Source organism: Streptomyces sp. NPDC034085, from assembly GCF_055575555.1.
The window spans coordinates 322,675-335,434 of the sequence record NZ_JBVISL010000007.1 but is presented as its reverse complement, the minus strand read 5'-3'; the positions used below and the strand labels follow the sequence as shown (position 1 = coordinate 335,434).

Sequence of the window (12,760 nt, the reverse complement as noted above, 5' to 3'; positions counted from 1 at the left end):
ATGGAGGCCGGCCCTCGTGACACCGGGCGGGACGACACCAGGCAGGAAGCGGACCCGATGCTTCACAACGGGCCCGGAGAACCCGGCGATCCTGGCACGTCCGCCGGCCCCGGCATGCCGGACGCCCCGGCGCCCTCCGGCCGCGGCCCCGCCATCGCGGCGGGACCCGACACCGGCCCCGACGGGCTCGGCCTGCCCGCCGAACCGGCGCGCCTGACCACCGACGGCCCCGACGCGCCGGAGCCGGGCACGGAAGCCGCCGGGCCCGAGTTCGAGGTCGAGCTGCGCCCGCAGCGCCGCCTGCGCATCTGGCAGATCGCCCCCATCGTGCTGCTGGCCGCCGCCGGCTCCCTGATGTTCGCCTTCCCCCTCGCCTTCGAGTTCGGCGACGGCGGCGCGGTCGTCGCCATGCTCGGCTTCCTCATCAGCTCCTGCGCGGGCGGCTGGGGCATGATGGCCGCGCGCCGCGTCGGCTACACCTGGCCCGGGCTGCCGCCGCGCGGCAGCGGCCGCCGCCCCGACTGGCGGATGGCCGCGCTGTACACGCTGGTCGCGCTGGCCGTCGTGGCACTCGCCGTCTACCGGGTGGCCCGGCTGCGCTGACCGCGCCGACCGGCCACGACACCGCCCCCGCGGCGGCCTGACCGCATGCTGATCCCGCAGGCCGCGGCCCCGAGCCGCTCGGTACCATGGGCGCGTGACGCACACCACCCTCTCCTTCCTCAAGGGCCACGGGACCGAGAACGACTTCGTGATCGTCCCGGACCCCGACAACGCCATCGAGCTGCCCGCGACCGCCGTCGCCGCCCTGTGCGACCGGCGGGCCGGCATCGGGGCCGACGGTGTGCTGCACGTGGTGCGCTCCGCGGCCCACCCGGAGGCCGCGCACATGGCCGACGAGGCCGAGTGGTTCATGGACTACCGCAACAGCGACGGCTCCATCGCCGAGATGTGCGGCAACGGAGTGCGCGTCTTCGCCCGCTACCTCCAGCACGCCGGCCACGCCGAGCCCGGCGACCTCGCCGTCGCCACCCGGGGCGGCGTCAAGCAGGTCCACCTCGACAAGAGCGGGGACGTCACCGTCTCCATGGGCCGGGCCCTGCTCCCGGAGGGCGAGGTCACCGTCTCCGTCGGCGAGCGCTCCTGGCCCGCGCGGAACGTGAACATGGGGAACCCGCACGCCGTCGCGTTCGTCGAAAGCCTCGACCACGCCGGCGACCTGTACAGCCCCCCGCCGTTCAGCCCCGCGTCCGCGTACCCGGCCGGGGTCAACGTCGAGTTCGTCGTCGACCGCGGCCCCCGGCACGTCGCCATGCGCGTCCACGAGCGCGGCTCCGGCGAGACCCGCTCCTGCGGCACCGGCGCCTGCGCCGTCGCCGTCGCCGCCATCCGGCGCGACGGGGCCGACCCCGCGGCCACCGGCCGGCCCGTCTCGTACACCGTCGACCTGCCCGGCGGCACCCTCGTCATCACCGAACACCCCGACGGGAGCGTCGACATGACCGGGCCGGCCGTCATCGTGGCCTCCGGTGAGTTCGAGGCCGACTGGCTCACCGAAACGGCTTTCGCCTGAAGATTCCCTCTCATGGGTGATCCGTTTCACGCTGAGCGAGAGGTGGACTGCGCCACGTGGTGGGGTCGGTAACATCAGGCACCGGCCCTGAGGGCTCACCCCATGCCCGCCACCGCCGGTCGAAGCCGCCGGAGGTGCCCATGAGTGCAGAGGCCACGAACCCCGAAGCACATGCCGATGTGCGCCCTGAGCTGCGCAGACGGGGCCGGAGCCGGCTCGATCTGCGCCGCCTGGGGCGCGCGGCCCTGCTCGGACCCGCGTCCCGCGACCGCCTGCCGGACGCCATCGGGCACGTAGCAGAAGCCCACCGCGCCCACCATCCGGACGCCGACCTGTCCATCCTGCGGAAGGCCTACCTGCTCGCGGAGCACTCCCACCGCGGCCAGATGCGCAAGAGCGGCGAGCCGTACATCACCCACCCCCTCGCCGTCACCCTCATCCTCGCCGAACTCGGCGCCGAGACCACCACCCTGACTGCCTCTCTGCTCCACGACACCGTCGAGGACACCGAGGTGACGCTCGAACAGGTCCGGGAGGAGTTCGGCGACGAGGTCTGCTTCATCGTCGACGGCGTCACCAAGGTCGAGAAGATCGACTACGGGGCCGCCGCCGAACCCGAGACCTTCCGCAAGATGCTCGTCGCCACCGGCAACGACGTCCGCGTCATGTCCATCAAACTCGCCGACCGGCTCCACAACATGCGCACCCTCGGCGTCATGCGCCCCGAGAAACAGGCGCGCATCGCCAAGGTCACCCGCGACGTCCTGATCCCCCTCGCCGAACGCCTCGGCGTCCAGGCCCTCAAGACCGAGCTCGAAGACCTCGTCTTCGCGATCCTGCACCCCGAGGAGTACGAGCACACCCGCGCCCTCATCGCCGCCCGCGCAGGCGACGACGACCCCCTCGCCGCCATCGCCGAGTCCGTACGCGCCGTCCTGCGCGACGCCGGCATCGCCGCCGAGGTCCAGGTGAGGCCGCGGCACTTCGTATCCCTGCACCGCATCTCCCGCCAGCGCGGCGAACTGCGCGGCTCCGACTTCGGCCGCATCCTCGTCCTCGTCGCCGAGAACGCCGACTGCTACGGCGTCCTCGGCGAACTCCACACCTGCTTCACCCCGGTCGTCTCGGAGTTCAAGGACTTCATCGCCGTCCCCAAGTTCAACCTCTACCAGTCGCTGCACACCGCCGTCGCCGTGCCCGAGGGGTACGTCGCCGAGGTCATCGTCCGCACCCGCCAGATGCACCGCGTCGCCGAGGCCGGGGTCGTCGCCCTCGGCAACCCGTACGCCACGGGGGAGACCGCCGACTGCGACGAGGAACGCGTCGACCCCACCCGCCCCGGCTGGCTCTCCCGGCTCCTCGACTGGCAGCAGTCCGCGCCCGACCCGGACACCTTCTGGAGCGTGCTGCGCGCCGAGCTGGCCCAGGACCGGGAGATCACCGTCTTCCGCGCCGACGGGGGGACGCTGGGCCTGCCGGCCGGCGCCAGCTGCATCGACGCCGCCTACGCGCAGCACGGCGAGGCGGCCCACGGCTGTATCGGCGCCCGCGTCAACGGGCGCCTCACCTCCCTCTCCTCCCCGCTCTCCGACGGGGACACCGTCCAGCTGCTCCTCGCCCAGGACGCCTCCTCCGGGCCCGCCGCCGACTGGCTGGAGCACGCCAGGACCCCGGCCGCCCGGATCGCCATCAGCAGCTGGCTCCAGAGCCACCCGGACGGCCCCGGCCCCGCCACCGCCGCGCCCCGGGCGCCGCTGTCGGTACCGGGGCTGCGCGGCGGCGGGGGCAACGCCGTCGCCGACCTGCCCCACGCCCACGTGCGCCTCGCCGGATGCTGCACCCCGGTGCCGCCGGATGCCGTCGCCGGGTTCCTCGTACGCGGCGGCGCGGTCACCGTCCACCGCGTCCACTGCCCGGCCGTGGCCCAGATGCGCTCCCTGGGCCGCACCTCCGTCGCCGTGCACTGGCGGGCCACCGCGGACTGCCGGGTCACCCTGCTCGCCGAATCGTTCGGCCGCCCGCACCTGCTGGCCGACCTGACCGAGGCCATCGCCCGGCTCGGGGTCGAGGTGGTCTCCGCCACCGTCGAGCCGCCCGTCGAACAGCGGGTCCGGCACAGCTACACCCTGCACCTGCCCGACGCGTCGGTGCTGCCGGCGCTGATGCGGGCGATGCGGGACGTGCCCGGCGTCTACGACGTGAGCCGGGCCTAGCGGGGCGGCGGAGGGGGCGGGGGCCGGAAGACGGCGGGGGACGTTTCCACGCCGGGGGAGTACGCCGGGGCGCACGGGGTCCGGTGCCCGTCCGGGCGCCTCGTTCGGGTGGAGTCGTCGCGCGCCGCTCGCGGGCCCGCGACACGCGCTGGTAAGCGATGGTGGATGCAGCTCACCTCCCCCCGCCTGCGCGCCTCCCTGCTCGCCGCGGCCTCCCTGACGCTCGTCGCCGCCGTGCTGCCCCCGCCGAAGCCGCTGGGCATCGGCGACCGGCTCTTCCCCGAGCTGGGCAACCCCGGCTACGACGTCCTCGCCTACGACCTGTCCCTGACGTACAAGGACAACCGCAGCCCGCTCGACGCGGTCACCACCATCCGAGCCCGCAGCCTGGAGCCGCTGGAGCGGGTCAACCTCGACTTCACCCACGGCACCGTGGCCTCCGCCCAGGTCAACGGGCAGCCCGCCCGCTTCGAGGCCGCCGGGGAGGACCTCGTCCTGACCCCCGCGCACCCGGTGCCCGCCGGCGCAGCGCTGCACATCACCGTCCGGCACACCAGCGACCCGCGCGGCAGGGCCTCGGACGGCGGGTGGGTGACCACCGAGGACGGCCTGGCCATGGCCAACCAGGCCGACGCCGCCCACCGCGTCTTCCCCTGCAACGACCACCCCGCCGACAAGGCCTTCTTCACCTTCCGGATCACCGCCCCCGACGGGTACAGGGCCGTCGCCAACGGGCTGCCCGGCGCCCTCCCGGCCGCCCGCGCCGGCGGCGCCACCGAGTGGACGTACAGGACCCTGCACCCCATGGCCACCGAGCTGGCCCAGGTCTCCATCGGGCGCTCCGCCGTCCTCCACCACACCGGACCGCACGGCCTGCCGCTGCGCGACGTGGTGCCCGCCGCCGACCGGGAACGGCTGGAGCCCTGGCTGGCCAAGACCGCCGGGCACGTCACGTGGATGGAGGAGCGCGTCGGGCGCTACCCCTTCGAGAACTACGGGGTGCTGATCGCCCGGGCGAAGACCGGCTTCGAGCTGGAGACCCAGACCCTCTCGCTCTTCGAGCACGGCCTGTTCGCCGGGGAGGCGGCCGGCTACCCGGACTGGTACGTCGAGTCCGTCATGGTCCACGAGCTCGCCCACCAGTGGTTCGGCGACAGCGTGACCCCGCGGACCTGGTCCGACCTGTGGCTCAACGAGGGACACGCCACCTGGTACGAGGCCCTGTACGCGGACGGGCTCGGGAAGTACCCCCTGGAGCGCCGTATGCGCGAGGCCTACCAGCGCTCCGACCAGTGGCGGGCCCAGGGCGGCCCGCCGGCCGCGCCCAAGGCGGCCGCCCCCGGGCAGAAGATCGGCCTGTTCCGGCCCGTCGTCTACGACGGGGCCGCACTGATCCTCTACGCCCTGCGCCAGGAGATCGGCGCCGACGCCTTCGACCGGGTCGAGCGGCGCTGGGTGGCGGAGCACAAGGACGGGACCGCGGGCACGGAGGACTTCGTACGGCTGGCCTCACGGGAGGCCGGACGCGACCTGACCGCCTTCCTGCGGCCGTGGCTGTACGGGGAGACCACGCCGGCGATGCCGGGACACCCCGACTGGGCCGCCCCGGCCTCCTCCGCCGCCCCGGCACCCTCCCGGGCCGCCGCGTCCTCCCCCGCCCCGCGGAAGCCGTAGGGGCGGAAAACGGTATGACGGGCGGGGAACGGGCATGACACCATCAACGAGGCCGACGGGGCGCTCCGGGGGACCACCTCCCGGGGGATCGCGCTCCGGGGAATCAGTGGACCGGCCCACGCGTTGGACGTGACAGTGTTATGTCACGCACAGCGGTACCTTTGGCCCTGGCCGAACCGGCCGGACCGGGACCGCCCGGCGCGACACCATCGAATCGACGTAAGGATCCAATGACCTCCTCTTCTTCCCCTTCCCAGGACCCGCGGGACGCGCAGGACGTGCGGGACGCGCAGAGCTTCACCGAGAGCCTTCGGGCCGATGCCCTGATGGAAGAGGACGTCGCCTGGAGCCACGAGGTCGACGGAGAGCGGGACGGCGACCAGTTCGACCGCTCCGACCGCGCGGCACTGCGCCGCGTGGCCGGTCTCTCCACCGAACTCGAGGACGTCACCGAGGTCGAGTACCGCCAGCTCCGCCTGGAGCGCGTGGTCCTCGTCGGTGTCTGGACCTCCGGCACGGTCAGCGACGCCGAGAACTCCCTCGCGGAGCTCGCGGCCCTCGCCGAGACGGCGGGCGCCCTCGTGCTCGACGGTGTGATGCAGCGCCGCGACAAGCCCGACCCGGCCACCTTCATCGGCTCCGGCAAGGCCCGCGAACTGCGCGACATCGTGCTCGAGAGCGGGGCCGACACCGTCGTCTGCGACGGCGAGCTCAGCCCCGGCCAGCTCATCGCGCTCGAGGACGTGGTCAAGGTCAAGGTCGTCGACCGGACCGCCCTCATCCTCGACATCTTCGCCCAGCACGCCAAGTCCCGAGAGGGCAAGGCACAGGTCGCACTCGCGCAGATGCAGTACATGCTGCCGCGCCTGCGCGGCTGGGGCCAGTCGCTTTCCCGGCAGATGGGCGGCGGCGGCGGTGGCGGCATGGCCACCCGAGGCCCCGGTGAGACCAAGATCGAAACCGACCGGCGCCGCATCCGCGAGAAGATGGCCAAGATGCGCCGGGAGATCGCCGAGATGAAGACCGGCCGGGACATCAAGCGGCAGGAACGCCGCCGCAACAAGGTCCCCTCGGTCGCCATCGCCGGCTACACCAACGCCGGCAAGTCCTCCCTGCTCAACCGCCTCACGGGCGCGGGCGTGCTGGTGGAGAACGCACTGTTCGCCACCCTCGACCCGACCGTGCGCCGGGCCGAAACCCCCTCCGGCCGCGTCTACACCCTGGCCGACACCGTGGGCTTCGTCCGGCACCTGCCCCACCACCTCGTCGAGGCGTTCCGCTCCACGATGGAGGAGGTCGGCGACTCCGACCTCATCCTGCACATCGTGGACGGCTCGCACCCGGCACCGGAGGAGCAGCTGGCGGCGGTGCGCGAGGTCATCCGCGAGGTCGGCGCGGTCGACGTGCCCGAGATCGTGGTGATCAACAAGGCGGACGCCGCCGACCCGCTCGTCCTGCAGCGGCTGCTGCGCATCGAGCGGCACTCCATCGCCGTCTCGGCCCGCACCGGCCAGGGCATCGAGGAACTCCTCGCGCTCATCGACAGTGAGCTGCCCCGGCCCGCGGTCGAGGTGGAGGCCCTCGTGCCGTACACCCGCGGCGGGCTGATCGCCCGGGCCCACGCCGAGGGCGAGGTGATCTCCGAGGAGCACACCCCGGAGGGCACCCTGCTCAAGGCCCGGGTCCACCGGGAACTGGCGGCCGAGCTGACGCCGTACGTGCCCGCCAAGCAGTAACGGCACGAGCAAGGCAGCAGTACACGAGGGAGGGCCCCCGCTCGGATCGAGCGGGGGCCCTCCCTCATGTGGTCGACCGCCGGGGCTACTTGAACTTCGCGCTCACCGCGTCGTAGATGCCCTTGGCCTCCGGACCCAGCTTCGGTCCGGCCAGCCACCCGGCCTTCGCCGGACCGATCGAGGTGTTCGACACCAGCGCCGGCTTGCCGTCGGCACCCGCGGCGACCCAGCCGCCACCGGAGGAACCGCCCGTCATGGTGCACCCGATGCGGTACATCACCGGGTCGGCCTGCCGCAGCGCCAGCCGGCCCGGCTTGTCCGTGCACTGGTACGCCTTCTGCCCGTCGAACGGGGCCGCCGCCGGGTAGCCCGTCGCCGTCATGCTCGCGACCTTCGGCACCGCCGGGGCGTTGAACTCCACCGGCAGCGCCGTACCGACCGTCTCCTCCAGCGACTTGCCGCCGCCCTTCTCCGGCGTCACGTGGAGCACCGCGAAGTCGTACGGGGCACCCGCGCCGCCCGTCGGGCCGCCGGTGGCGATCCACTGGTCGGAGGTCTGCGCCCAGTCGCTCCACCACACGCCGTACGGGGCCACCTGCTCGCGCGGCGCGCCCTTCAGGGCCGCCGCCGGCTTGCCGGCGTTGTTGTAGGACGGGACGAACGCGATGTTGCGGTACCAGCCGCCGGCCTTGCCCGCGTGCACGCAATGGCCCGCAGTCCAGACCATGTTGGACTTGCCCGGGTGGGCCGGGTCCTTCACGACCGTCGCCGAGCAGACCATCGAGCCCTCGGGGCCGTCGAAGAAGACCTTGCCGGACGCGGGAACGCTCGTGTGGTACGGCGAAGCCGCCGGCGTGGCCGCCACGGGCGCCGGGGTGGGATCGGTGACGCCCTGGTCCTTGCCGGCGTCCGGGTCGACGGCCGGGCGCTGCGGCTGCTCCGCGTCACGCATCCGGTCCGGGTCCCACAGACCGTCGATGATCGGGTTGACGTAGTCGCCCGCCTCGCGGAGCCAGTCCTCCTTCTTCCAGTTCTTCCAGGCGCCCCCCCTCCACTTCTCCAGGTCGAAGCCGTGCTGCTTGAGCTTGTCCTTGAGCTCGTCCGGGATCTGGATCCCGTCCGTCGCGCCGGACGGCAGGCTCGCAGCCACGGTCGGCTTGGCGTCGCCGCCGGCCTCACCGCCGTCGGGTCCGCAGGCCGAGGCCGTCAGCGCGAGCGCGGCCGCGCTGAGTATCGCGGTGACCGGTCGGTTCGGTCGCATGTCGTAAATCCCCCTGGAGATTCGAGGTGTTGGACGGAGTCGATCGGGGTGGATCGCAACCCCACTATGCCGCCGTGGCCTAGGACGGCGGCCCCCGGGTCGGCGGTTCCTCGGGGAGACATTCCGGCCGGGACCGCAAGGATCTTCGGGCGACCCGTGATCGAGCGCCTCCACCGTCGTTGCTACGTACGGGGGATGGTGCAGCAGCGCCCGTGTTCGAGGCGCGATCCGGAAGGGCAGCCGTGCGGGAGGACCGACAGTCGTGGCCGTGACCGAGCCGACCGCAGCCGCGGCGCAAACCCCCCAGCAGACCGCGGCGGACGCCGCGGCGCAGGCGTCGCCCGGGGCGCAGGTCCCGCCGCAGGGCGGGCGCGGGCCCGCCTCCGCCGAGGGCATCCTGCGCCGGCAGGCGCTGCGCGAATCCGCGGCCCGGACCTACGCCCGCTCGCTGCCCATCGTGCCGGTGCGCGCCCGCGGGCTGACGATCGAGGGCGCCGACGGGCGTCGCTACCTCGACTGCCTGTCCGGCGCGGGCACCCTCGCCCTCGGGCACAACCACCCCGTCGTGCTCGAAGCCATCCGCGGCGTCCTCGACTCGGGGGCGCCCCTGCACGTCCTCGACCTCGCCACCCCGGTCAAGGACGCCTTCACCACCGAGCTCTTCGCGAACCTGCCGGACGAGCTCGCCGCCGACGCCCGGATCCAGTTCTGCGGCCCCGCCGGGACCGACGCCGTCGAGGCCGCGCTGAAACTGGTCCGCACCGCCACCGGGCGCAGCGGGCTCCTCACCTTCACCGGCGCCTACCACGGCATGACCGCCGGAGCGCTGGAGGCCTCGGGCGGCGCCGTCGACGTACGGGTGACCCGGCTGCCCTACCCGCAGGACCACCGCTGCCCCTTCGGGGTCGGCGGCGCCGAGGGGGCACGGCTCGGCGCCCGCTGGACGGAGAGCCTGCTTGACGACCCCAAGGGCGGAGTGCCGGCACCCGCCGCCATGATCGTCGAGCCCGTGCAGGGCGAGGGCGGGGTCCACCCCGCCCCGGACGCCTGGCTGCGCCGGATGCGGGAGATCACCGCGGCCCGCGGCATCCCGCTCATCGCGGACGAGGTGCAGACCGGGGTCGGCCGCACCGGCGCCTTCTGGGGCGTCGACCACGCGGGGGTGGTCCCCGACGTGATGGTCCTGTCCAAGGCCATCGGCGGCAGCCTGCCGCTCGCCGTGATCGTCTACCGGGCCGGACTGGACGTCTGGGCCCCCGGCGCCCATGCCGGAACGTTCCGCGGGAACCAGCTCGCCATGGCCGCGGGCACCGCCACCCTCGCCTACGTCCGCCGCAACGGCCTCGCCGAGCGTGCGGCGGTCCTGGGGGGACGGATGCTGGCGGCACTGCGCGGCCTGGCCGCGGACCAGCCCTGCATCGGCGACGTCCGGGGCCGCGGCCTGATGATCGGCCTCGAACTGGTCGACCCCGCCACCGGCGCCGCGGCGCCCGCCCTCGCTGCCGAGGTCCGCCAGGAGTGCCTGGACCGCGGGCTGATCGTCGAGCTGGGGGGCCGCCACTCCAGCGTCGTGCGGCTGCTGCCCCCGCTGACCCTGACCGACGAACAGGCCGCGGCCGTCCTGGACCGGCTGGCCGACGCCGTCCCCGCCGCCGCCCGCCGGCTCCACTGACCGCACGCGAAGGACCCCCGATGCCCGACCCCGCCCCCCGCCCCGCCACCCCGCCCCCGGCGGACGAAGCGCCCCCCTCCGCCCCCACCCGCCCGCCGGGCACCCCGGCCGCCTGGCCACCACCCCGGACGGCGGACGACCCGCCGCACCCCCCGGCGCCCCCGGCCGCCCCTGCCGCAGCCCCGGCAGGGGCCCCGGCCCCGTGGGCAGCATCCCCGCCCGTTCCGCCAGGGAACCCGGCGCACCCGGCCGCCCCTGCCGCAGCCCCGGCAGGGACCCCGGCCCCGTGGGCAGCATCCCCGCCCGTTCCGCCAGGGAACCCGGCACCCTGGGTAGCGCCCCCGGCCACCCCGGCAGCGACCCCGGCCCCCCTGGCAGTACCCCCGGCCGGCCCGGCAGGGACCCCGGCCCCCCGGGCAGTACCCCCGGCCACCCCGGCGGCGGCTCCGGCCCACCCGGCTCCGGCCGACCCTGCCGGACCCGCGGTCGGCCCCGGAGGGGCCCTGGCCGGCTGGGCGGCAGCCCCGGTCACCCCGACGGAGGCTCCGGTTCACCCGGCCGCGGCCGACCCGGCGGCGGTTCCGGCCCACAGGGCAGAGCCCCCGGCGGCCGACCCGGCCCCGGCGCACCCGGCCGGGGACCCGGCTCGGCAGGCCGGGCCCGGGCGCGCCCACGCCGGAGCGGTGCCTGCGCCGGGACCCGCCCCCTCGCCGGGGCATGCCCCCTCGCCCGGACCCGCCCCCTCGGCGGGGCAGGCACGCCCGGCCCACCCCCCGGCGGGCACCGGAACCGTGCCCCGGCAGCAGGACGGCACCCTCCGCCCCCGGGTGGGCGGCACCGGACCGGCCGGCCCCGAACCGGCGGCGCTGCCCGACCTGCTGGACCACGCCGACCCGGCCATCGCCGCCGAGGCCGCGACGGTGGAGAACCTCCTGCGGTGCTGGGTCCGCGAGAGGGGTGTCGGCCGCCCCGACGGGCCCGCCGGAACCCTGCTCCGCATCCCCCTCCCCGCGTCCGGGGCCGCCCTGCTCGTCCCCGTCCGGTACTGGTCCCCGGCGGGCTGGCACCGTTTTGCCCCCGCCCGCATCGAAGGCACCCCCGCCCACGCGCAGGCCGTGGACGCCGTCACCCTCGCCGCCCTGCTCGCCCGCGAGGGCGACGGCCGCAGCGGCACCGACCTCGTGGGCCGGGTCGCCGACTCGGTGCGCCGCACCGCCGAGTTCATCGCCGACCGGCGCCGACGCCCCACCGGGCCCGCCCCCGTCGCCGGGGACCGCTTCCTCACCGCCGAACAGTCACTCCTCCTCGGCCACCCCCTCCAGCCGGACCCCAAGAGCCGCGAAGGACTCTCCGAAGCCGAAGTACGCCAGTACTCGCCCGAACTCCACGGCTCCTTCCCCCTGCACTGGATGGCCGTCGCCCCCGACGCCCTCGCCACCGACTCCGCCTGGACCGAACGGGGCCGCCCCGTCTCCGCCGCCCGGCTCCTCGCCCGCCTCGCCCCCGGACTCCCGCTGCCCGCCGGCACCACCGCCCTCCCCCTGCACCCCTGGCAGGCCCGCGACGTCCTCCGGCGCCCCGCCGTCACCGCCCTCCGCGACGCGGGACTCCTCACCGACCTGGGCCCGTACGGCGACCCCTGGTACCCCACCTCCTCCGTCCGCACCGTCCACCGCCCCGGCATCCCGGCGATGCTCAAGCTCTCCCTCGGCCTGCGCATCACCAACTCCCGCCGCGAGAACCTCCGCAAGGAGCTCCACCGCGGTGTCGAAGTGCACCGGCTGCTCCGCACCGGCCTCGCCGAGCAGTGGCAGAGCGTCCACCCCGGCTTCGACATCGTGCGCGACCCCGCCTGGGTCGCCGTCGACGCCCTGGACGGCACTCCCGTCCGGGGATTCGACGCCGTCCTGCGCCACAACCCCTTCGGCTCCGACGACGACGCCGTCTGCGTCGCCGCGCTGACCTCCCTCCGCCCGTGGCCCGGCCGGCCCACCATGCGCTCCCGGCTCGCCGACACCCTCTCCCGGCTCGCCGTGACCACCGGCCGGCCCGTCTCCGCCGTCGCCACGGAGTGGTTCCTGCGCTACCTCGACCACGTCGTCCTGCCGGTCCTCGCCTTCGACGCCCTCGCGGGCATCGCCCTCGAAGCGCACCAGCAGAACACCCTGGTGATCCTCGACCGGGCAGGCTGGCCCGTCGGCGGCCGCTTCCGCGACAACCAGGGCTACTACTTCCGCGACTCCCGGCGCGCCGAACTGGAACGCCGCCTCCCCGGCATCGGCAGCACCAGCGACACCTTCGTCCCGGACTCCGTCACCGACGAACGCTTCGCCTACTACCTCGGCATCAACAACGTGATCGGCCTCATCGGCGCCTTCGGATCCCAGCGGCTCGCGGACGAGCGCGTGCTCCTCGCCGCCTTCCGCCGCTTCCTCGGCAAGGCCGCGGGCCTCGGCCCGGTCCCCGGGCAGCTGCTCGACTCGCCCACCCTCCGCTGCAAGGCGAACCTGCTCACCCGCCTGGGCGGCCTCGACGAGCTCGTGGGCCCCGTCGACACCCAGTCCGTCTACGTCACCATCGCCAACCCCCTGCACGACTGACGCGCTCCCGCCGACACCGAGAAGAGCCCCG

Annotated in this window: 8 protein-coding genes; 7 read left to right on the top strand and 1 reads right to left on the bottom strand. The window is 74.8% G+C overall.

The features are described 5' to 3' along the window. The 5 genes from ACZ501_RS24690 (at position 1) to hflX (ending at position 7,196) form a co-directional block, all read left to right on the top strand. A complete protein-coding gene (locus ACZ501_RS24690) occupies positions 1-603 on the top strand; it encodes a hypothetical protein (RefSeq protein WP_468798175.1) in 603 nt (200 codons plus the stop codon). 94 nt (positions 604-697) lie between these two features. Further along, the gene (dapF, locus tag ACZ501_RS24685; RefSeq protein ID WP_361603790.1) at positions 698-1,573 is read left to right on the top strand and encodes a diaminopimelate epimerase; all 876 of its coding nucleotides are present in this window, start codon (positions 698-700) and stop codon (positions 1,571-1,573) included. Positions 1,574-1,713: 140 nt separating this feature from the next. Next, positions 1,714-3,786 carry a RelA/SpoT family protein gene (locus tag ACZ501_RS24680; protein ID WP_361603787.1) on the top strand — a complete coding sequence of 691 codons (2,073 nt, stop codon included), beginning with the start codon at positions 1,714-1,716 and terminating at the stop codon, positions 3,784-3,786. A 165-nt stretch (positions 3,787-3,951) separates the two neighbouring features. Further along, on the top strand, positions 3,952-5,460 hold the full coding sequence (locus ACZ501_RS24675) for a M1 family metallopeptidase (RefSeq protein ID WP_468798098.1): 1,509 nt from the start codon (positions 3,952-3,954) through the stop codon (positions 5,458-5,460). 230 nt (positions 5,461-5,690) lie between these two features. Further along, positions 5,691-7,196: a GTPase HflX gene (gene hflX / locus ACZ501_RS24670; protein ID WP_361603781.1), complete on the top strand. Its 1,506-nt coding sequence runs from the start codon at positions 5,691-5,693 to the stop codon at positions 7,194-7,196. 85 nt (positions 7,197-7,281) lie between these two features. On the opposite strand, the gene ACZ501_RS24665 is transcribed toward hflX, so the two are convergent. Continuing rightward, positions 7,282-8,457 (bottom strand): trypsin-like serine peptidase, encoded by a 1,176-nt coding sequence (locus tag ACZ501_RS24665; RefSeq protein ID WP_361603778.1) that lies wholly within the window; start codon positions 8,455-8,457, stop codon positions 7,282-7,284. Positions 8,458-8,851: 394 nt separating this feature from the next. Between ACZ501_RS24665 and ACZ501_RS24660 the strand changes: the two genes are divergently transcribed. Together ACZ501_RS24660 and ACZ501_RS24655 are read left to right on the top strand one after the other, a co-directional pair. Continuing rightward, on the top strand, positions 8,852-10,129 hold the full coding sequence (locus tag ACZ501_RS24660) for a diaminobutyrate--2-oxoglutarate transaminase family protein (RefSeq protein ID WP_361603817.1): 1,278 nt from the start codon (positions 8,852-8,854) through the stop codon (positions 10,127-10,129). Positions 10,130-10,812: 683 nt separating this feature from the next. Continuing rightward, positions 10,813-12,729 (top strand): IucA/IucC family protein, encoded by a 1,917-nt coding sequence (locus tag ACZ501_RS24655; protein WP_468798095.1) that lies wholly within the window; start codon positions 10,813-10,815, stop codon positions 12,727-12,729. The last annotated feature ends 31 nt before the right edge of the window (positions 12,730-12,760 follow it).